The organism is Embleya sp. NBC_00896 (assembly GCF_045207785.1).
GTDB lineage: Bacteria > Actinomycetota > Actinomycetes > Streptomycetales > Streptomycetaceae > Embleya.
This window is the reverse complement of record NZ_CP108776.1, coordinates 185,049-205,494: the sequence shown is the minus strand read 5'-3', so window position 1 is coordinate 205,494 and position 20,446 is coordinate 185,049. Positions and strand designations below refer to the sequence as shown.

General features: G+C 70.4%; 18 protein-coding genes. 12 read left to right on the top strand and 6 right to left on the bottom strand.

From position 1 onward, the window contains the following. Positions 1 to 6 precede the first annotated feature (6 nt). Complete coding sequence (locus tag OG928_RS01005) at positions 7 to 918, bottom strand: phosphotransferase family protein (RefSeq protein WP_406277663.1); 912 nt, start codon at positions 916 to 918, stop codon at positions 7 to 9. A gap of 747 nt (positions 919 to 1,665) precedes the next feature. Next, positions 1,666 to 2,130 carry a redox-sensitive transcriptional activator SoxR gene (soxR, locus tag OG928_RS01000; protein WP_406277661.1) on the bottom strand — a complete coding sequence of 155 codons (465 nt, stop codon included), beginning with the start codon at positions 2,128 to 2,130 and terminating at the stop codon, positions 1,666 to 1,668. Positions 2,131 to 2,225: 95 nt separating this feature from the next. Here soxR and fdxA point away from each other — a divergent pair, with 95 nt between their 5' ends. The 7 genes from fdxA to OG928_RS00965 all read left to right on the top strand — a co-directional run bounded on the left by fdxA (position 2,226) and on the right by OG928_RS00965 (position 9,441). Further along, a complete protein-coding gene (fdxA, locus tag OG928_RS00995; RefSeq protein ID WP_406277658.1) occupies positions 2,226 to 2,573 on the top strand; it encodes a ferredoxin in 348 nt (115 codons plus the stop codon). A gap of 974 nt (positions 2,574 to 3,547) precedes the next feature. Beyond that, a complete protein-coding gene (locus OG928_RS00990; RefSeq protein ID WP_406277655.1) occupies positions 3,548 to 4,036 on the top strand; it encodes an excalibur calcium-binding protein in 489 nt (162 codons plus the stop codon). Positions 4,037 to 4,758: 722 nt separating this feature from the next. Continuing rightward, entirely contained in the window at positions 4,759 to 5,331 is a 573-nt protein-coding gene (locus OG928_RS00985; protein WP_406277652.1) for a MarR family winged helix-turn-helix transcriptional regulator, read from the top strand. Continuing rightward, positions 5,328 to 5,660 (top strand): nuclear transport factor 2 family protein, encoded by a 333-nt coding sequence (locus OG928_RS00980; RefSeq protein ID WP_406277649.1) that lies wholly within the window; start codon positions 5,328 to 5,330, stop codon positions 5,658 to 5,660. Before OG928_RS00985 ends, OG928_RS00980 begins: the two co-directional genes overlap by 4 nt. A gap of 883 nt (positions 5,661 to 6,543) precedes the next feature. Next, entirely contained in the window at positions 6,544 to 7,227 is a 684-nt protein-coding gene (locus OG928_RS00975) for a transcriptional regulator (RefSeq protein WP_406277646.1), read from the top strand. A gap of 10 nt (positions 7,228 to 7,237) precedes the next feature. Next, the gene (locus tag OG928_RS00970) at positions 7,238 to 8,269 is read left to right on the top strand and encodes an ornithine cyclodeaminase family protein (protein WP_406277643.1); all 1,032 of its coding nucleotides are present in this window, start codon (positions 7,238 to 7,240) and stop codon (positions 8,267 to 8,269) included. Next, positions 8,266 to 9,441 carry a DSD1 family PLP-dependent enzyme gene (locus OG928_RS00965; RefSeq protein ID WP_406277640.1) on the top strand — a complete coding sequence of 392 codons (1,176 nt, stop codon included), beginning with the start codon at positions 8,266 to 8,268 and terminating at the stop codon, positions 9,439 to 9,441. The genes OG928_RS00970 and OG928_RS00965 overlap by 4 nt, the downstream gene beginning before the upstream one ends. Before the next feature lie 507 nt (positions 9,442 to 9,948). Here OG928_RS00965 and OG928_RS00960 read toward each other — a convergent pair. Together OG928_RS00960 and OG928_RS00955 are read right to left on the bottom strand one after the other, a co-directional pair. After that, positions 9,949 to 10,338 carry a DUF2511 domain-containing protein gene (locus OG928_RS00960; protein WP_406277637.1) on the bottom strand — a complete coding sequence of 130 codons (390 nt, stop codon included), beginning with the start codon at positions 10,336 to 10,338 and terminating at the stop codon, positions 9,949 to 9,951. A gap of 274 nt (positions 10,339 to 10,612) precedes the next feature. Further along, on the bottom strand, positions 10,613 to 13,279 hold the full coding sequence (locus tag OG928_RS00955) for a SpoIIE family protein phosphatase (RefSeq protein ID WP_406277634.1): 2,667 nt from the start codon (positions 13,277 to 13,279) through the stop codon (positions 10,613 to 10,615). A gap of 425 nt (positions 13,280 to 13,704) precedes the next feature. Between OG928_RS00955 and OG928_RS00950 the strand changes: the two genes are divergently transcribed. The 4 genes from OG928_RS00950 (at position 13,705) to OG928_RS00935 (ending at position 16,283) form a co-directional block, all read left to right on the top strand. Next, positions 13,705 to 14,220 carry a MarR family winged helix-turn-helix transcriptional regulator gene (locus OG928_RS00950; protein ID WP_406277631.1) on the top strand — a complete coding sequence of 172 codons (516 nt, stop codon included), beginning with the start codon at positions 13,705 to 13,707 and terminating at the stop codon, positions 14,218 to 14,220. Then, positions 14,217 to 14,972 carry an SDR family NAD(P)-dependent oxidoreductase gene (locus tag OG928_RS00945; RefSeq protein WP_406277628.1) on the top strand — a complete coding sequence of 252 codons (756 nt, stop codon included), beginning with the start codon at positions 14,217 to 14,219 and terminating at the stop codon, positions 14,970 to 14,972. The genes OG928_RS00950 and OG928_RS00945 overlap by 4 nt, the downstream gene beginning before the upstream one ends. 70 nt (positions 14,973 to 15,042) lie before the next feature. After that, positions 15,043 to 15,996 (top strand): SDR family NAD(P)-dependent oxidoreductase, encoded by a 954-nt coding sequence (locus OG928_RS00940; RefSeq protein ID WP_406277625.1) that lies wholly within the window; start codon positions 15,043 to 15,045, stop codon positions 15,994 to 15,996. Between the two features lie 80 nt (positions 15,997 to 16,076). Next, on the top strand, positions 16,077 to 16,283 hold the full coding sequence (locus tag OG928_RS00935; RefSeq protein WP_406277622.1) for a hypothetical protein: 207 nt from the start codon (positions 16,077 to 16,079) through the stop codon (positions 16,281 to 16,283). A gap of 59 nt (positions 16,284 to 16,342) precedes the next feature. Here the strand turns inward: OG928_RS00935 and OG928_RS00930 are convergent, their stop codons facing one another. Beyond that, positions 16,343 to 17,335, bottom strand: a complete 993-nt coding sequence (locus tag OG928_RS00930; RefSeq protein ID WP_406277619.1) for an Lrp/AsnC family transcriptional regulator — start codon at positions 17,333 to 17,335, stop codon at positions 16,343 to 16,345. Positions 17,336 to 17,509: 174 nt separating this feature from the next. Between OG928_RS00930 and OG928_RS00925 the strand changes: the two genes are divergently transcribed. Beyond that, positions 17,510 to 19,048 (top strand): MFS transporter, encoded by a 1,539-nt coding sequence (locus tag OG928_RS00925; protein WP_406277616.1) that lies wholly within the window; start codon positions 17,510 to 17,512, stop codon positions 19,046 to 19,048. 189 nt (positions 19,049 to 19,237) lie between these two features. On the opposite strand, the gene OG928_RS00920 is transcribed toward OG928_RS00925, so the two are convergent. Next, positions 19,238 to 20,398, bottom strand: coding sequence for an iron-containing alcohol dehydrogenase (locus OG928_RS00920; RefSeq protein ID WP_406277613.1), 1,161 nt, complete (start codon positions 20,396 to 20,398; stop codon positions 19,238 to 19,240). Positions 20,399 to 20,446 lie beyond the last annotated feature (48 nt).

Sequence of the window (20,446 nt, the reverse complement as noted above, 5' to 3'; positions counted from 1 at the left end):
CTTGGCTCAGCCCAGCGTGTCCATCAGGGCGGTGACATAGGCACCCAGCCGCTCCTCCACGGCTCGCGTCGTCAGCTCTGCCCTCCCTGCCTCCCGCCATGCCTGCGCCACCAACTGCACCTCTTCTGAGCACGCCAGTCCGTCCCGCACCCGCCAGTACAGCCGCTCGCTCGCGGCCGCGGCCGGCACCCCGCCGGCCTCCTCATACGCCTCGGCGAACCGCTGACCCCACGCCGGGCCGTGCAGCAGCGCGAGATTGGTGGAGCAGTGCGCCACATCGAGATCCGCCGGGCCCCAGGAGGTGGCCGCCCAGTCGACGACGCCGGTGATCCGCGCACCCGCTGACCTCGAGGGCAGCACGTCGAACAGCACATTGCCGGGTTGGAAGTCCCGGTGCAGGAATCGCCCTTCATAGGGCGGCGCGGGTTTGCGGATCACGTCGATCGCCGCGGCCCATGCCGCCGCGTCGGCGCCCTTTGGAACCACGACGGTGTCGGCGGTTGTCCACGCCACGTACTCCCGGGGCCGCTCGGCGGGTCGCAACGCGTGGATCGCTACAAGTTGGCGGGCCAGCAGAGGGACGCGCGTCTCCAACCCCTCATCATCGAGGACCGTCCGGCCCGTCAGATGTGTCATAAGGAGCGACGGATACTCGCAATGCGCGGCGGTCGGATCAACCGCGACCAGTCCAGGAGCCGGCACGTCGGTCCCCGCCAGCAGCGTCAGGGCGCCGGCCTCCCTGTTCAGCCAGTCCTCGGCGTGCTTCACATAGAACGGGCCGACGAAGGTCCGCAGCACCAGGTCACGGGTGCCTCCGTCCCGCGTGCCGATGGTCAGCCTTCGCGTTTCGGCAGTGATGCCGCCGTGCAGCGCCTCGGTTCCGACGATCCGTGCGCCGACCTCCAGATGCCGGCTCACCCAAGCCAGTGTCAACGGTCGGACGGCCTCCGGCTCATCGTGGCTGATCACCGTGCCACCCCATCATCCGGACGGCAGTACGCGCAAAGCTTTTCAGTGGCATGAGCAGCACCTTTCCTCGGACCATCTTGACCCGCACCATCACGACCGACGGCTACCTCACCGAAGCGGAGGAAGCCGTCGCCGGCGCCGCGCTTATCGCAGCACAGTGCCCGGGCGGACAGCCCGTCGATCCGATCCACGGTCCCGACGAACCCTTGCCCGCTTACGCCTTCGACCTTCCGGCGCCGGCCCCGATGTCGGCACCCGCCATCGCCGGCGGCACTGGCGACACCCTCCATCGTCTACCGCACCACCTGACCCCCATGCCCATACTCGGGCTCTGGCTCAAGTCCCCGGATGCTGTTGCTGATCTTCCCGGGCTCCTCGCGTGGTCCACCCGTGGCCCACGTGGACCAGCGGATAGGACGCGGCCGGCCACTCGTGACGCGACGAAGCAAGAGCCCCCGGCCGGGGATCGAGCGTCCTCACCGGTGAATGCGCACCGCGAGGGCTCCCGGCCTGAAGATCACCAACAGCATCCGAAGACTCCGCCACAGCCGATTTCAGGGGTCTCCGTCAACGAGCGCCGGAGGCGTGATCACCGGTCTCCAGCCGACGCCGACCAGCTGATCAGCGTGGAGGACTCGAAGGCCATTGACACCGCGCGGCAACCGCGCCGAACCCTCTGTTGCGACAGTCCGTCTCTCACAGTCGTCGGGGTCCGGCACCATCCCCGGCGAGCGCGTCGCCGGGGTTCAGCAGAGCGCATGCCTTCATCGAGAGACATCCGCAGCCGATACACCCGGTGAGCTCGGCCTCGAGTCGCTCGATGGTCTGCCGACGCTCCTCCAGCCGACGCCTCCAGCCGCGCGAGGCGCGCTGCCACTCCCGGTGACTGGGCGGACGGTCGAGCGGCACATCGGCGAACGCCTCTCGGAGGTCGAGCAACGGGATGCCGATGCGTTTCGCCACCGAGATCAATGCGACTCGGCGAAGCATGTGCCGCGGATACCGGCGTTGGTTGCGATCGTCGCGTTCGGACGCGATCAGGCCGAACTCTTCGTAGAACCGCAGAGCGGAGACGGCTGCCCCGGTCCGGGAGCTCACCTCGCCGATGCTCAGCCAGTCGTCCGGGCCTGCTCGAACCTCACCGGAACGGTAACTCGTCATGCAAAGCCTCCTCTTGACCTCAACATTACTTGAGGCCCTACGGTCGGCCGCGTCGGAACGGCAAGCAGGAACGACCCGGAGAGGACGGCAGTTCGATGACGTTTGTGATCGCTTCGCCCTGTGTGGACGTCAAGGACAACGCATGCATCGAGGCGTGCCCCATCGACTGCATCTATGAGGGAGAGCGCATGCTCTACATCCACCCGGACGAGTGCATCGACTGCGGCGCCTGCGAGCCGGTGTGCCCGGTCGAAGCGATCTTCTTCGAAGACGACACCCCGCAGGAATGGCGCCACTTCAACACCGTGAACGCCGAGTTCTTCTCCGACCTCGGCGCCCCTGGCAGCAGCTCGAAGCTCGGTCCGATCGGACGGGACCATCCGATCGTGGCGCAACTGCCGTCCCAGGGTGCCGTCGCCTCACCCATCCTGCCCAAGCCCTGACGACGTCAACGACAACCACCTCGTGATCGAGAACCCGGACGAGGGCCCATCGCGCGGCCCGCTCTTCATCGCGTGTCTTGAACCGGCACGCCGCTCTACGCTGTTGGGGTGGGTGGCGGCGGGCCGGTTGCCGCCAACGGGTCTTGGCAGTCGAAGTGGCAGCCCGCGCACCGGCCGGTGCCTATGGGCAGGACCGTCCGCAGCACGCGCGAACCGGAGCGTCGGTCCTCGATACGGAGGTCGACCTGGCCGCGGACTTTGGTTTTGCTTTCCCATGTGGGTGTGTCGAGCATGGTCTCGATCGCGGGGTGGGGTCGAGCGGGAGTACCGATGCGTCGGGGAAGTAGTCGTCGTCGAGGACGAACTCCAGGCTGGTTCCGTGTCCTTGGGCCGGGCCGAGGTCGGTCAGTCGGGTCTTCTGGTGGAAGCCCGCATCGACCCGGTCGCGGCCCTCGCGGCGGATGTCCGCGGCCACGCGCGAACACATGGTCGTGGTCGTTCTCGATCACTCGGATCCGGCTTGCGCCACAACGGGGCTCTCCCGCGTCGTCGGCGATTTCGCGGGCCAGGCGTTCGGCGCCGGCCTAATCCCCCGCCTTTTCCCGTAGTTCGGCCAGCGTAGCGAGCGCGTACGGTTCTTCTGTCGGTGTCGGTGTCGGTGGCTTCGCGGGCGAAGCGTTCGGCACTCTCGCGGTCTCCGGCTTCCTTTCGCAGGATGACCAGCCGAACGAACACGTGTGGATTTCCGGCGTCGGCGGCTTTGTAAGCAGGCGTTCGGCACCCTCCTGGTCGCCGGAATCCTCGCGCAGCATGCCGGCTGCCGGGACCACTCCTGGTGTCCGGGCATTCCGGTGAGGTGCGGTGGCGGTGCGGTGGCCTTCGGGAATGCGCCCAACTTCTCGGGTGGCGTGGTGGTCGTCCGCGGCGGATGATCGTCGTGACCGTTCGATCACCTTCCGTATTGGAGTTGTGTCGTGCGTATTCGTCACGCTGCCTGCGCGACCGTCCTGGCCTCCTTCACCGTGCTGCCGATGGCTTCCTTCGCGCAGGCCGCGCCGGTGGATCGGGACTGCGTGGACTTCGCCACGCGCGAACTGGCCCAGGCCGCGTTCGACCTCGACCCCTCAGACCCTGAACGCCTGGACGCCGACAACGACAACCTGGCCTGCGAGGACCGGCCCTCGGCCCCCGGTGGTGCGTCGACCGCGTCCACCCCCGGCACCGTCGCCGCGCCGGGGACCAGCCCGACCGCCCCAGCCCCCGCGGGTGCGGTCGAGGCGGCCGAGGCGGCCGACGCGGTGACGGGTCGGACGCCCGTCGGCGGAGTGGACACCGGCTTCGGGCCTGTCGCCGAGGACGACGCCTGGTCGGCGGCGGGAGCCGTGTTGATCGGTGGTGGTGCTGTGGCCGGTGTCGGCACCGTGGTGGTTCGACGTCGGCGCGCGTCCTCGCGCGTGGCCTGAGCAAAGGGATCGAGTGCCGGCACCATCCGCGTAGGGCGTCCTCGGATGGTGCCGGCCCGACCAGTGGATCGAGACGATCGCGGACCGGATTCGACGATCATCGCGGTGATCACCATCTCCTACGGGGCGGTCCGCGCCCTCCAGGGCGTCGCCTACAACCGGGGCAACTACTCGGCGGAAGGCTGGTTCGGCCTCTTCTCACCGATCAGCCTGCTGGACGGTGCGCAGTCCTGGTGGCTCGGCGCCACCGTCTCGAACCTGGGCAACCATGGGTCGCCCAACGCCTTCGTGGGCATCGTGTACCTGGTCGTGCTCCTCGGTGGGATCGCCGGCTGCTTCCCCAGCCATGGATGTGCCTGTCGGTCCAGTTGTCCTGATCTTCGCTTCCTGCAGTGCGACACGGCCGTTGGTGACGATCGCGCACGTCCAGGGTCCGGCCCCATGCCTTGCCGCTGTGCGGGCCGTTGCCGCGTGTCCGCGACACCACCCCCGATACCGCAGCCGGGCCGGTACCCTCCGGTGCCGCGCGGGCACACGAGGTCGTGCACACGGCTCGCAACGGGACACTTTGCGCAGCAGCACCGATGACAGGCGTCGGCGACGTTCCGTCAGGTGATGGGACAGACCTGCCTGCCGAAGCTCCCCACCCCGGTGCTCTCCAGGAGCGGCCCCGCATGGCCCCGACGAGCCTCGCTGGTCGACCGCTGACCCTTTGCCGGGGCGTGGCTGCACCAAACAAATCGGAGCAGCTGTTTCCGGACGCCGACGGGCTCCTCTACGACCCCCAAGTACGCAACTCCATGGCCCAGTTCGCCGCTGACGGCGACACCCTCCGCCTGGAGGCCGCAGCAGCCGCACGCGCCGCGCACAACGCAGTCGAGCGGCTTCGAGCCCACGGCTCGGAAGGCCGCGGGCTCAGCGCCGGAGCACTCGACGCCCTCCTTAGGCTGCGCACCGCCGGAGAGGCCGGCATCAACGTCGGCGACCTCGCGCGCGCGGCCGGGGTCAGCCCGCGCAACGTCACCGGTCTCCTCGACACCCTGGAACGAGACGGGCTCGCCGAGCGGGTGCCGGATCCGCGTGACCGCAGGTCCGTCCTCGGCCGCGTCACTCCCGTGGGCCGCACCTGGCTCGACGACTTCCGGGCCCCCACCCAACGCGCGATGTCAGCGGTGTTCCACGGATTCACCAACGCCGAACTGGCCCAACTACGCCACCTATGCCTGCGGATCGTCGAGAACCAGCAGCGCATCGCCGCCCGCCTCGAAACCCGCGACGGAGGCACGCCCGAATGATCGCCCCCTCGACCGCCGCCGCCGGCGACGCCGTCCGCGCCTACCACGAGGCCCGGTTCCGCGGGGACATACATGCCGCAGCGCGCACCCTGGCCGACCCGTTCCACTTCCGAAGCCCGCTCACCGCCTCCGACGACAGGAACGAACACCTCGCGGGGCTGGGCATGTTCTTGCAGATGGTCTCGGGCGTCGACCTCGTCAGCGAGCTCTACGCCGCTGACGAAGCCACGCTGGTCTACGACGTTCACACCACCATCCCCGCGGTCGGTGTCCAATGCACCGCCGAACACTTCCGCCTGGCCCAAGGCCGTATCAGCAGCTCCGGCTGATCTTCGACGCCACCCCCTGGCACGCGATCATGCAAGCGCTACCCGGGTCCTGATCAGCGACCACCTCGCACGGGCATTGCGTCAACCTTCCGGGGAGCACGAGCAACCCTGAGGACTGCGGTTGCGGTCATGGCTCGTAATGATGCGAGAGGCTCGCATTTCCGCCGCAGTGTGTGACCCGGAATGAACACTCGGACCCGCGGGATGCGTCCCGAGAAGGGTCGCCGATCCTCACGATGGCCCGGCGGGCTGCTTTCCCAGGCACGAGCGTCAGGGCCGGCACACCCCGGCCGGGGTGCCCGGGCCTCGACTCCGCAGTGCCCGTGCTGCGTCACGTCAGGGACGCGGTTCAGTCCCTACTGCCGCCCTCTCGTTCTTCAGTCCCTGTCGGAAAGCGCAGATCAGAAGCCTTGTTGCCGACCGACAGGGGATGAAGGGCTTGAGAGTTCACAATAGGACTCGCTCCACCTCGGGCACCTCAGGTCCACGTGTACGCGCGCCGTTCACAGGACCGGAGCAATGTTGCCGCGGTGTCGGGCCGCTGTGTCGGCGGTTGACGTGGTCTCGCCAGGGCTTCTGGCCTGCTCAAAGACTCCGCAGGCGCCGACACTTTTCACGAGTCGAGTGTCGTCGGCCACCGACACGTCACGATCAACCTTGCATCGGCTGCCAGGACTTCGGCTCCGTCGGAGCATCTCGCGACGGGTGCAAGATCGGCGCGATGTGTCGGCGACTGCCGACACGCCGGGACCGGATGCCGCACCCCGCCCGGGTCGCTTCGCGACTGAACTGACGGGCCTGCTGGACAACCACCGAACCGCCTCCTTAGACTAACTGTCTAAGAATAGAAAATAAATACAACGCAGCAGCTGGAAGGGCCCACATGGAACACGTCGATGGTCCGGAGACGGCCGAGCGCACGGGTGTGGTTGCCGCGACCTCCGCCGAGGCGGACGAGCACCTCATCCGTGAGGTCGAATCGATCGCCGTCGCGCTGGGCCGCATGTTTCCGGGCCTGTGCGAAGTGGTTCTGCATGACCTGCGGGATCCGCAGCATGCGATCCGGGCGATCGAGAACAACCTCTCCGGCCGCAAGGTCGGGGATTCGGTTACAGAGCTGGGCCTGGCCCGCATCGAGGACCCGAGCTACCCCAGCGTCATCCAGAACTACCCCAACCAGTTCCCCGACGGCCGCCCGGCCAAGAGCACGTCCATCGGGATCAAGAACGCCGCCGGCGAGTACGTAGCGGCCCTCTGCCTGAACCTGGACGTGTCGGTGCTGTCGCCGGTGACACTCGCGTTGTCGAACCTCGTGGCCACGGACACCGAGCACCGCGACCAGTCCCTGGAAACCCTCCGGGACCGCAACGCCCGCGAGCTGCGCCGGGTGGTGGAGGAACTGGCCGCGGAGCGCGCGGCGACCCCTCGGTCGCTGAGCAGGGAGAGCAAGAAGGCACTCGTGCGGCAGCTGCATCAGGAGGGCCACTTCGACTCGCGCGATGCCGCGCAGAACATCGCGGACCTGCTCGGCGTGTCCCGGGCGACCGTCTACAACTACATCAAGTGAAAGGCGCCTCGTGACCGCCGCCGGTTCGACCACCCGCCCCGTGCCCGCTCCCTCGTCCGGCTCCGGCCGGCCACCGGTTGCGGCCGGCTCCGGCCGGCCACCGGTTGCGCGCCGCCTGCTGTACATCACCGAAGAGCAGACCGCCGCGCTCGTGGACGAGGACCTGGCCATGGAAGCGGCCCGCGCAGCCTTCGCCGCGACGGTGGACGGCACGTCCTTTCCCAGCCTCGCCGTGCACGGGTCCGACCCGCGCAACCGGTTCACCCTCAAGCCATCCGCATCCGCGACGCACGCCGGGGTAAAGATCGGCACCTACTGGCCGGACAACGCGGAACACGGACTGCCGCGCCACCACTCCACCCTGCTGCTTTTCGACCAGACGAACGGCAGGATCGCGGCCGTCCTGGAGGTCGGCACCGCGAATGCCTACCGGACCGCCGCGGCCGACGCCCTCGCCGTCGACCTGCTGGCCCGTGCCGACGCCACCACCCTGGCGGTCTTCGGTACCGGCCACCAGGCGGCCTACGAGGTGGCGGCGGTCAGCCGCACGCGGTCCATCGCCGAGGTCCTGGTCGTGGGGCGCACTGCCGAGCGCGCCGAGCAGACGACCGCGGCATTGGCCGCAAACGGACACGCCGCCCGGAGCGTCGACGCCGAAGAAGCCTGCTCCCGGGCCGATGTGATCGTCACCGCCACCACCGCCACGACCGACGCCCCGCCGCTGTTCGAGGCCGCCTGGGTCCGCCCCGGTACGCACATCTCCTGCATGGGCGCAGACGCCCCCGGCAAACGGGAACTCCCACCCGAACTGTTCAGGCGCGCCCGCGTCTTCTGTGACCTGCCCGAGCAGGCCCGCCGCATGGGCGAAAGCCAGCACGCCCCTGCGCAGGCGGTCCTCACCCCGCTCGGCGAGGTCCTCACCGGCCACGCCACGGGACGCACCGACGACAACGACATCACGGTCTTCGACAGCTCCGGCATCGGAGTGCAGGACCTGTACCTGGGCCTGGCCCTTCTGAAGAAGATGGACATCTCTCTGTGAACAGCCCCGCAAGGGTGACCAGCCCCCACGCCACCCGGAGCCTGGCCGACCCCGACACCCCGTTCGCCGTCGTCGATGTCCACAAGGCCCGGCGCAACATCGAACGACTGGCAGCCAGGGCCGACCGGCTCGGAGTCGCCCTGCGCCCCCATGTGAAGACGGCCAAGAGCCTCGACGTCGCAGGCCTCGCGCACGACGCACCCTGCCCGGTCACCGTCTCCACCCTGGCCGAGGCCGAGGCGTTCGCCGACGGCGGCTACCTCGACATCACCTACGCCGTCGGTATCGACCCCCACAAACTCACGCGCGTCCTCGCGCTGCTGCGCCGCGGTGTCACCCTGCGGATCCTGCTGGACAGCATCGAGCAGGCGGCATTCGTCGCCGAAGCCTCCCGCCGGGCCGGCCTTCCCGTCCCCACCCAGATCGAGATCGACTGCGACGGCCACCGAGGCGGCCTCAAGCCCGACGCCCCCGCGCTCCCCGAGATCGGCCGCATCCTGCACGACGCGGGATGTCTGGACGGCGTGCTGACCCACGCGGGCGAGTCCTACTTCGCCTACACCGCCGAGGAACGGCGCCTGGCGGCGAAGAACGAACGCGACACCGCCGTCGCCGCGGCCGAGCGGCTGCGCGCGGCCGGCCTGCCCGTGACCACCGTCAGCGTCGGCTCCACCCCCACGGCCCACGCAGCCGAGGACCTCGACGGAGTCACCGAACTGCGCGCGGGAAACTACGTCTTCTTCGACTTGGTGATGGCCGGCATCGGCATCTGCCAGATCGAGGATCTCGCCCTGTCGGTCGTCGTCACCGTCATCGGCCACCGCCGCGAACACGGGTGGATCGTCACCGACGGCGGCTGGATGGCCATGTCCCGCGACCGCGGCACCGCCGTCCAGCCGCAGGACCAGGGCTACGGCCTGGTCACCGACCTGGACGGCAACCTCATTCCGGGCCTGCTCATGACGGCCGCAAGCCAGGAACACGGCACCCTCACCGCCCGCGACGGCGCCCACCTGCCCGACCTGCCCATCGGCACTCGCCTGCGCATCCTGCCCAACCACGCCTGCGCCACCGCCGCCCAGCACCGCGGCTACCACGTAGTCGACGGCACACCGACCACGAACACAGCACCGGCGATTCAGACCTTCTGGGAACGCGTCACCGGCTGGTAACCACCCGGGCAACGAAGGGACCAGCCCGCCGGTCAGCGCATGCGAGGACGCCGGTGGTGGTCGAGACGGCGCTGCCGCAGGTCCGGCGACGGAGGGCCGGGTAGTGTCGTCTGCCTACCCGAGTTGTCCATAGTCGTGTGCTCGGCATGCCCGAAAGTCGTGTGCTCGGCATGCCCGAACACACCGCCGAGAGCTTCGAGTCGACACCTTGGAGGTGGGAGGTCGCCTGCAACCGGCTTTCCAGTTCTTCTCCGACAACAACTTCCAGCGCTACAGCCCCACCGACTTCGCCGCGACCTTCCAGTCGGCCTAACCACCGTTCGGGCAGCCCGGTTCCCGGGTGACGCCCTGTCGTCACGGCCAACGCGGCCGGCGCCGACGACGGGGTGATCCGGACCAGGGGCGACCCACTGCAACTCACGCCACCGGGGCTCATGGAGCCGGTCGTGGCCCGCCGTCACCCCTCGCGGATCACGACCGAGCCCGCGGCCTTCCCCGGCCGCGGGCTCACCCGCAGAGCGACTGCCCGAACGACAGAGCCGTCGCCAGGTCCACCCGCAGGCCCGGCACGTTCGGGTCCTCACGCCGGATCGGATCCACGGCCGGGTATCCGGCCTGGGTCGCCGCGCCGTTCAGCGCGTACTGCCGGCCGTCGGCGAGCAGAGTGACCGATCGACCGTCGAGGCACTGCAACGTGGCCCGATCGACCGTGAACGGCCACGCCGTGAAAGACGTCGAGTTGACGTTCAGCTCGTGTACCGGCGGCCGCGGGTCGCTGTCGTCGTCGAACGCGTTGCGCAGGCTGACCGCCGCGGCGAACACCACCACGCAGCCGAGCAACACCAAAACCGATCGACCGATGCCCAGCCCGGGCCCGGTGATGCGTTGCAGATCCACGACGCTCCCAACTCGGCGCCCCACCTGGTCGCCGAGTGCACAGGCTGCCGGCATCGGCGAGCCACCGCCGGCCCGTTGCCACCGTGCAACCCGGAGGCCGCGATGCCCCGACGCGCCGCCGTGCTCCACCCCGGCTGGGGCTTGGGCCCGTTGGAGGTCGGTGGGGACACACGGTTCGGATGGGCAGTCGCCGGCCCGAGGTCAGTGGGCCCGTCGGCAGCTGCGGCATCGAGTGGGCGCATCGTGGCGCCTTGGTTGTTGATTGGGAGGGGGCTCAGCCGATGTCGTCCCATTGGTCGAGGAGGGCGTCCGTGAGGACATCGCCCAGCGGCTCCGCGCCCCGGTCCAGCGGCAGTTCGGCCCAGATGACCTTGCCCTGCGGGTTGTATCTGGTGCCCCAGCGCTCGGCGAACTTCGCCACGAGGAACAAGCCTCGGCCGCCCTCGTCGGTGGTGGCCGCACGGCGCAGGTGCGGGGAAGTGCTGCTTCCGTCGGAGACCTCGCAGACGAGCGTGCGGGTGCGCAGAAGCCGGACCCGGATCGGCTGGATGCCGTAGCGGATGGCGTTGGTGACGAGCTCGCTGAGGACGAGTTCCGCGGTGAAATCGATCTCACCCAAGCCCCACGCCTGGAGTTGGCGCGCGCATGCGGCCCGGACGCCGGCCACGGCCGCCGGATCGGACGGCACGTCCCACGTCGCGACCCGCGCCGGGTCGAACAGCCGCGTGCGGGCCACCAGCAGTGCGATGTCGTCGCTGGGACGTTCGGTGAGCATCGCTCCCATGACCGTGTCGCAGGTCTGTTCGGGTGTCGCGTCGGCGCCGGCGGAGGCGAGGGCCGTCTCCAGCATCCGCAGGCCGGTGTCGAGATCGCGGCGCCGGTCCTCGACCAGGCCGTCGGTGAACAGCACCAGGCGCGACCCGTGGGGCAGGACCAGGTCGACGCAGTCGATCGGCAGGCTGCCGTTGAGGCCCAATGGCAGCGACGCGGGAACGTCCGGGAAGGAGGCCTCGCCGTCCGGTGTGACCTGCGCCGGACCGGGGTGCCCCGCGCGGGCGACCGTGGCGCGGCCGGAGACCGGGTCGTACACGGCGTACAGGCACGTGGCGCCGGTGATCTGCCGGGTGTCGTCCGGGTCGTGCGATTCGCGGTCGATGCGGGCCACCAAGTCGTCGAGGTGGCCGAGCATTTCGTCGGGCGGGAGGTCGAGCGCGGAGAAATTGTGGACGGCGGTGCGCAGCCGCCCCATCGTCGCGGCCGCGTGTAGTCCGTGCCCGACCACGTCGCCCACGACGAGCGCGACCCGCGCGCCCGGCAGCGGGATGACGTCGAACCAGTCCCCGCCGACTCCCGCTTGCGCGGGCAGGTAGCGGTACGCCGCGTCCAGCGCGTCCGGCTCGGGCAGCCCGCCGGGCAGCAGGCTCCGCTGGAGCGTCACCGCCATGGCGTGTTCGCGGGTGTATCGACGGGCGTTGTCGATCGACACCGCCGCCCGGGCGGTGAGCTGTTCGGCGAAGGAGACGTCCTCTGCGTCGAACGGCTCGGACGAGTTGCACCGCCAGTACGTCGCCATGCCCAGCACCACGCCGCGGGCCCGCAGCGGCACGGAGATCAGCGAGTGGATGCCGTAGGCGAGCACGCGGTCCGCGCGTTCCGGGTCCTGCGTACGCCAACCCTCGGCGGCGGCGGCCAGATCCGTTTCCAGGACGGGCCGCAGGGCCGTCAGCGCGGCTCCCATCGGCGTCGTAGGCCCGAAGTCGATCAGATCGCCGATCGGATGAAGCGGCGGCGGCCGATCCGCGTCGGCCCAACGGTTCGCCGCGCGCCGCATGCGTGTGGCACGGCCGGAAGGTTCGGCGCCGCTCAGGACCGGGTCGAGGAGGTCCACGGTGGCGATGTCCGCGAACCGGGGCACGCCGACCTCGGCGAGCTCCTCGGCGGTGCGCATGATGTCCAGCGTGCTGCCGATCCGCATGCTCGCCTCGTACAGCAGGTTCAGCCGCTGCCGGGTCTCCTCCGCGCGACCGGTCAGCGCCTGGAGTTCGGTGGAGTCGCGCAGGGTCACCGCGCAGCCGGCCGGACCGTACGGGGCCGTCGGGCGGCTGTTCACCGCGAGCAGCCGATCGCCTGCCGGGTGCACCTCGTCCGTGGCGGCCCGCCCGGACGCCAGCAACTCGGTCAGCGCCGGATCCAATCCGAGTTCGGCTGCGCTGCGGCCTTCGACGTCTTCGGGCAGGTCGAGCAGACGCCGCGCTTCGTCGTTGGCGAGCAGTACGCGACCGTCGGCATCGGTGATGAGCACGCCCTCGCGCACGGCGTGTAGGACCGCGTCATGGTGCTCGTACATGCGCGTGATCTCGGCGGGCTGGAGCCCACGCGTCTGCCGACGCAGGCGGCGGCTGATCACCGCGGCCCCGCCCGCGGTGACGGCCAGTGCGCCGAGGGCACCGCCGAGCAGCAGCGTCCACTGGCGGTACACGGCGTCGTTCACGCTCGCCACGGTGATCCCCGCCCCCACAAGGCCGAGCGGGGCGCCGTCGGGTCCGTACACCGAGACCGCCGAGATGACGGCATCGCCCTGGTCCGTGGGGTATCTGAAGGTCACCGTGCCTTCGGCGAAGAATCGTGGCATGTCGTCGTCGGTTCGCTGACCGAGGAGCTCCGGGTAGGGCGTGGCCAAGCGGACCCCGGTCGGACCGAGAATCGTGATCAAGTCGACGCCCGTCGCCTGGCGGACCCGTTCGGCCATCGGTTGCAGCACGGCCGAGGGGTCGGGGCTCTGCAACGCGGGGACCATTCCCGGGGCGTCCGCCAAGGACTCGGCGATGTCCAGGCTCCGCCGGCGTGCATCCCGCTCGACATCGCGGCGGGCCTGCAGGACCAGCGCGGCCACGGCCGCGATGACGAGCAGCAGGACGACCGCGATCTGGAGCAGGAACATCTGGCCCGCGAGGCTGCGCGGGCCCGGCAGGAATCGTCGTCGGACAGATGCCGGGTGGTCGGGCGGAGCCGGATCGGGGCCCGCCTTGTCCGGCAGCCGCGAACGCCACCAGGGGAAGCGACGAGGCCGCGACGTGGACGATCGACTAAAAGGCCCCATGATGTGACATTTTTACCATTCCGCACATTGGCTGTCCAAAGTCCACGCCGATGCCTGGCTCAAGGACGGTGCGGGTGCGGACCGCGTGACCTCTACTGCGCCAATGCGCCTATTGCACCAATGCGCCCGCCGAGTCCCGGATCAGGTGCTTCCGGATCGTCCCGGTCGCGGTGCGCGGTCCCCCGGGAGTTCGGCTCTGGGCCCGCCTGACAACACTGCTCGCGAAGGCCTTGTATCCATGTACTGATGCATGCAAAGGTGACGCCATGTCAGACGAACGAGCCGTGCGCCAGATCGAAGCGTTTGTCGGCCAAGTGGCCGACATGGCGCGGCTGCCCGGCTACCGCAACCGGCTGCTGGCGGTCGCCGGCGTCGAGTTGCACCAGTCCGGACTGTCGATCCTGTCCGTCCTCGAACGCGAAGGCCCCCTCGGCGTCAGCGAACTGGGGGTGCGCCTCGGCGTCGACCAGTCCACGGCCAGCCGCCAGGTCCGGCCGCTCGAGGTCGCCGGGCTGGTCGCGCGCGATCCGGACCCCGCCGACCGCAGGGCCAGCCTGGTCCGCGTCACGGAGGCAGGCCTGCTCCTGCGCGCCCGGGTGCGCGGCACATGGCTCGCCGACATCGCCTGGGCGGTCCGCGACTGGGACCCGGCCGAACGCGAGCAATTGGGTGAGCTCCTGGAGCGGTTCGCCGCACGCTGGCGCGACGCCGCCGCCGGGGCCGGCCTCGACGCCGCACCCCGCACCGACCTCGGACCAACCGACGAACAGAGGACCTCGTGACCGACCGATTCGACCTCACCGGCCGCGTGGCCATCGTGACCGGCGGCAGCCGCGGCATCGGCCGCGCCATCGCCCATGCCTACGCCCGCGCCGGTGCCGCGGTCGTGATCGCCAGCCGCAAGGCCGACGCCTGCAAGGCCGTGGCCGAGGAGATCGAGGCGGCCGGCGGGCAGGCCTTGGACGTCGCCACCCACCTCGGCGAACTCGACCAGCTCGAGGCCCTCGTCGATGCCACTGTGGCGCGCTTCGGGCGCCTCGACATCATCGTCAACAACGCCGCCAACGAACTCGCCCAGCCCGTCGGGCACATCACCCCCGAAGCCTGGGACAAGTCGTTCGCGGTCAACCTGCGCGGCCCGGTCTTCCTGGTCCAGTACGCGCTCCCGCACCTGATCGCCAGTGGCCGCGCATCGGTCGTCAACGTGGTGAGCGCCGCCGTGTTCACGCGCGCCGAAGGCAAGGGCCTGTACGCGGCGGGCAAGTCCGCGCTGGTGGCCTTCACCCGCACGATGGCCGGCGAACTCGCCGTCCACAACATCCGCGTCAACGCGATGGCGCCCGGCACCGTCAAGACCGACATGGTCCTCAAGACGACACCCGACATGCAGGAACGCATGACCAACGCGGCCCCGCTCAAGCGCATGGCCGACCCCGAGGAGATGACCGGACTGGCCCTGCTCCTCGCCTCCGACGCGGGCAGCTTCATGACCGGCCAGATCGTCAGCATCGACGGCGGCCTCACGGTCCACTGAGCCACCGCGCCACTCGGCGCAACCGCACACCGACCCACCGGCAGGCCCGCCGACAAAGGAAGAGACAGATATGAACTTCGAGAACCGCGTCGCCGTGGTCACCGGCGCCGGAGGCGGGCTTGGCCGCGGCTACGCCCTCGAACTCGCCCGACTCGGCGCCCGCGTCCTGGTCAACGACCTCGGCGGCGGCAGCCACGGCGAACCGCCCGCCGACGACCCGGCCGGGGCGGACGACCTCGGCGCGGCCGAGCAGGTGGCCGCCGAGATCCGTGCGGCGGGCGGCACCGCGCGCGCGGACACGCGCGACATCACCACCGACGCGGCGGGCGTCATCGGCGCCGCGGTCGAGACCTGGGGCCGCGTCGACATCCTGGTCAACAACGCGGGCATCTCCGGCGGTGGGGAGATCGACGCCATCCCCGACGCCGAGTTCCGCCGCATGGTCGACGTGCACTACTGGGGCACCGTCGAGATGATCCGCGCCGCATGGCCGGTCATGCGGGCGCAGGGGTACGGACGCGTCGTCAACTCGTCGTCGACATCGGTCCTGGGCATCCCCCACACCAGCCACTACATCTCGGCCAAGGCCGGCGTCCTCGGTCTGACCCGAGCCCTCGCGCAGGACGGCGTGGCCCATGGGATCAAGGTCAACGCGGTCATGCCGACCGCGTACACCCGGCTGACCGCCGAGATCCCCGACGACGGACTGCGGACCCTCCTCGCACATTTCTTCAAGGCCGAATACGTCGCGCCGTTCGTCGCGGTGCTCGCGGATGAGAACGTCCCGTGCACGGGCGAGACGTTCAGCGTGGGGGCGGGCCGCGCCGCGCGAGTCTTTTTGGGAGTGGCGCCCGGCTACCTCTCCGCCGATCCCGGCAGCGCGACGCCCGGCGAATACTTCGCCAACTTCGACCGGATCCTCGCGACCGAGGACCACGTCGTGGCGACCAGCGCCATGGACGAAGTGGTCCTCTCCGCCAAAATGCTCGGCATCGACGCGGGCACACCGACCGTCGGCACGTAAAACGGCACATGATCGAGATCGAGCTGTCCCATCGTGGCCGTGCAGGTGCGAACGGGAGTCGTAGATCGGGGACGACGTCGGTGGCATCGACACGGCCGGGTCGGAGCATCGCCGGCCGCCATCTCCTGGTGGAGAGCCTCGGCTCGGGAGGGTTCGGGCGCGTCTGGAAGGCGCGTGACGAGCAGTTGGACGTCGACGTGGCCGTGAAGGAGGTGTGGTTGCCGCCCGCGGCCACCGAGGCGGAGCGTGCCGAGTGGCCGACCAGGGCCACGCGCGAGGGCCGATGACCCCCGGGCGACGATCCGGTTCCGGCCCGGCTCACCCGTCCGGGTGGCCTCGGTGGTGTTCAGCCCCGCCGACGCGCGCTGCGCATCGGGCCCTCGCGTTTGATCGTGTCGACGATCGGTGTGGTCTCCACATTCGTGATTCCGTCCACCGAGCCCAGTGAGCGGGCGAGGAAGTCGTACAGGTCGCCGGTGTCCCGGCACATGACGCTCAGCAGGAAGTTCGCGCGTCCCGTGGTGGCGGCGGCGAAGACCACGCGGCCATCGGCCCGGACCACCTCGGCCACCGCCTCCAGCGCGGAGGGCCGCACGCTCATCCACATGAAGACGCACAGGCCGTATCCCAGATTTGCCGGGTCCGTCTCCACCTCGAAGTACAACACGCCGGTGGCGCGCAGCAGTTCCACCCGTCGGCGCGCCGCCGACTCCGAAGTCCCGCAGGCCCGAGCCAGTTCGGCGTACGAGGTGCGTCCGTCCTTGGCCAAGGCCGCGAACAGCTCGCGGTCGCCGTCCACCCACGCCGGAGGCGGACCGTCCCGGGACACCTGCGGCGCGGCCCGGAGCAGCGCGTCGGCCTGATCCGCGGTCAGGCCGATGTTCTGCCCCTGCCAGGTCATCGGACCACCGACGAACGTGCGCAGTAGGCAGTGCGTCTCCAGTCCGATCACCCCGGCCACCCGGCCCAGTTGTCGCGCCAGTTCGTCGCCGCGGACGTCCGGGCCCTTCGGCCGGGCCACGCACATCACCTCGGTCTCGGCCGCCAGCACCTGTACCCAGGACACGTCCGGCCGGCGGCCCAGTCCCTGTGTGACCGCGTCCACCGCGTTCGGCGCGCACCGCACCCGCAGCACCCACGCGCTCTGGCCGGTGCGGCGGGTGTCGGTGATCGGGACCACCCGCAGCGCACCGCTCGCGCGCATGCGGCGATAGTGCCGCACCACGGTCGCGTCGGACACGCCCAGCACGTCGGCGATCCGCGCGAAGGGGGCCCGACCGTCGAGGTCGAGGGCGTGCACGATGCCGAGATCGACGGCGTCGAGTTCGATGAATTCCACCTGCCGAAGCCTAGCAATGGTCGAAATCCGCCGGAGAATGGGCGTGTTCTCGACTGGGTCTCGCGAATCCGCGACTGTTTCCGTCAGTGACGCGGGCGGACCACCGCCCGCGTCGCGCCTGTCTCGTCTCGTCACCCGGTCCGGCCGATTCGGCCGACCCGCCAAGGAGTCATCGTGCGCAAGTGGGGACCGCTGTTCGCGGTCTGTCTCGGATCCTTCATGCTGCTCGTCGACGTCACGATCGTGATCGTCGCGATGCCCGACATGGGCGCCGACCTCGGCTCCTCGTACACCGGCCTGCAATGGGTGTTGGACGCCTACTCCCTCGCCCTGGCCGCGCTCATGCTCGGCGCCGGGTCGCTCGCCGACCGGGTCGGTCGGCGGCGGGTCTACGGCGGCGGCACGGTGCTGTTCACCGTCGCGTCGTTGCTGTGCGCGCTGGCGTCCGACACGGCGACCCTGATCGCGGCGCGAGCTCTGCAAGGCGTTGGCGGCGCGGCCATGTTCGCCACCACGATCGCCCTGCTCGGACACGCCTACCAGGGCCGCGACCGGGGCGTCGCGTTCGGCGTCTGGGGCTCGGTCAGCGGGGCCGCCGCCGCGGTGGGCCCCATTCTGGGCGGTTTGTTGACGCAACATCTCGGCTGGGAGGCGATCTTTCTGATCAACGTGCCCATCGGCGTGCTGACCGTGCTGCTGTCCTGGTCGGTGCTGACCGAGTCGCACGGGAATCGCTCGGCCCGCTCGGACCCGTTCGGCATGGCCACCTTCACCCTTGGCGCGGCGCTGCTCACCTACGGGTTCATCCGCGCGGGCGCCGACGGCTGGGCCGATCGCGGCACGCTCGCCGTGTTCGTCGGCGCCGTGCTCGCGTTCGGCCTGTTCGTGGCGGCCGAGATCCGGGTGGCGGAACCGATGATCGACCTCGCGCTGTTCCGCCGGGCATCGTTCGGCGGCATCATGGCAGCCGGTCTGCTGATCCAGTTCGCCGCGTTCGCGGCGTTCCCGCAGATGTCCGTCTGGCTTCAGTCGGTGCTCGGCTACAGCCCGGTCGAGGCCGGGCTCGCGCTGTTGCCGCTGGCCGCCATGTCGTTCGTGGCGTCCGCGCTGGCGGGCCGGTTCCTGCACGGCGTACGACCGAAGTGGCCGCTGGGCATGGGTGCGGTGTTCATCGGGGCCGGCAGCTTGTCGATGACCCTGGTCGGGGCCGGATCGGATGCGACCGCACTGCTCCCCGGACTGATCCTGGCCGGCGTCGGGGTCGGGCTGGCCATGCCGCAGATGGCCGGTGCGGCGTTGGCCTCCGTCCCGCCCGCCCGGGCCGGCATGGCCGGCGGCGCGCTCAACACCTTCCGGCAGTTGGGCTTCGCGCTCGGGATCGCCGTGGTGGGTGTGCTCTTCCGCGACGGCGCGGCGCACTCGCTGCGCGACGCCGAGTCGATCGGCGACCCGCACGCCGCCGCCGAGGCCCTGGGCGGCGGCCGGGCGAGTGGTATCACGGCGGCGGCGCCGGCCGACGCCCGGGAGAGCGTGCTGGATGCCCTGCGCGCGGCGTTCGCGGCGGGTCTGGACCGGACGTTCGTGGTGTGCGGGGTGCTCGGCATCGCGGCTGGTGTCCTGGTCCTGCTGACCGTGCGCGACGCCCCCGCGCCCGCCGCGGAGCGGCCGATCCGGCCCGAATCCGAGCCCGTGCCAGAACCCGCCGCGAGCTGACATCGGGGTGCCGGCGAGGCCCGAGAGGGCGCGCCACGCCATGGTGGTTCCGCCCGCGATCACGCACCGCCCGACCGGGTCCCGGTCGGGCGTTCGTGGTCATCGGCGGGATCGCCGGTCGGTCAGGGCGCGCTGACCCGCCACGAACGACTCCACCGACGCACCACGTGGGACACGGTCCGCCGGGCGTCAGGCGTAGATCTGCGCGTAGAGGCCCTCGATCTCGTCTGCGGTGGGTACGGCGGGATTGTTGGCGGGGGATCCGGACGCGAGTGCCTGCTCGGCCATGAGGGGCGACAGGCGGAACCACTCGGCCCTGTCGATGCCGTGGGCCCGGGGGGTGGGCACGTCAAGGTCCTGGCACAGGGTGTGGAGCGCCGCCACGAACTTCTCGGCGGCCGTGGCGTGGCTGTCGCCCTCGGCGGCGGCTCCGAACGCACGGGCGCAGTCGGCGTACCGGCTCTCGGCGGCGTGCACGGAGAACGCGGTCACGGCGGGGAAGAGCATCGCGTTCGACAGACCGTGGGCGACGTGGAAGTGAGCGCCGATCGGGCGGCTCATGCCGTGCACGAGCGCGACGCTGGAGTTGGAGAAGGCGATGCCGGCCTGGGTCGCGGCAAGCATCATCGCCTCGCGAGCCTCGATGTCTCCTCCGTCGGCGTAGGCGCTGCGGAGGTGGTGGCCGATGGTCCGGATCGCGTTCAGCGCAAGGCCGTCGGAGAACGGATTGGCCTTGCGGCTCACGTACGCCTCGACGGCGTGCGTGAGCGCGTCGACGCCGGTGTCGGCGGTCAGCCGGGGCGGCATCGACAGGGTCAGTTCGAAGTCGACGACGGCGGCGACCGGCAGGAACGCCGGCCCCGGGCAGAGCATCTTCTCGTCCGTGGTGCTGTCGGTGATGATGGTGAACTGAGTGGCCTCCGAGCCGCTGCCCGCGGTCGTCGGGACCGCGATCACCGGAAGCGCCGGACCGAGGTTGGTGCGCGGGGCCTTGTAGTCCCGCATCCGCCCGCCCTGGACACCCAGCAGGCCGAGGGCCTTGGCGGTGTCCATCGGGCTGCCACCGCCGAATCCGATCACCGAGTCCGCCCGATGCTCCCGCAGCACCGTCAGGCCCGCACCGAGCGAGTCGGTCGTCGGATCCGGCACGGTGTCGGCGAACAGGCGCGGCCGCAGTCCGGCGTCCCTCAGCGTCGCCATCAGTCGTTCCGCCGCGCCGGTTCCGGCGAGGAAGGCGTCCGTCACCAGCAAGGGGCGGCGCAGGCCCAGTCCCGTGATGACGTCGCCGAGTTCACCGACGGCGCCGCGGCCGACGCGCAGGATCCGCGGGAGGGAAAGGCTGGCAACCATGGTGGGCCCTTTCGGCAAGAACGGCGGGGCGTGTCACGCCCACTGCCT

Bases quoted from the DNA above. Each gene is read 5' to 3' on its own strand.
- soxR (WP_406277661.1), bottom strand. From the start codon at position 2,130: ATGACGAGTTACCGTTCCGGTGAGGTTCGAGCAGGCCCGGACGACTGG.
- fdxA (WP_406277658.1), top strand. From the start codon at position 2,226: ATGACGTTTGTGATCGCTTCGCCCTGTGTGGACGTCAAGGACAACGCA.
- OG928_RS00980 (WP_406277649.1), top strand. From the start codon at position 5,328: ATGATCGCCCCCTCGACCGCCGCCGCCGGCGACGCCGTCCGCGCCTAC.
- OG928_RS00975 (WP_406277646.1), top strand. From the start codon at position 6,544: ATGGAACACGTCGATGGTCCGGAGACGGCCGAGCGCACGGGTGTGGTT.
- OG928_RS00955 (WP_406277634.1), bottom strand. From the start codon at position 13,279: ATGTTCCTGCTCCAGATCGCGGTCGTCCTGCTGCTCGTCATCGCGGCC.
- OG928_RS00950 (WP_406277631.1), top strand. From the start codon at position 13,705: ATGTCAGACGAACGAGCCGTGCGCCAGATCGAAGCGTTTGTCGGCCAA.
- OG928_RS00940 (WP_406277625.1), top strand. From the start codon at position 15,043: ATGAACTTCGAGAACCGCGTCGCCGTGGTCACCGGCGCCGGAGGCGGG.
- OG928_RS00920 (WP_406277613.1), bottom strand. From the start codon at position 20,398: ATGGTTGCCAGCCTTTCCCTCCCGCGGATCCTGCGCGTCGGCCGCGGC.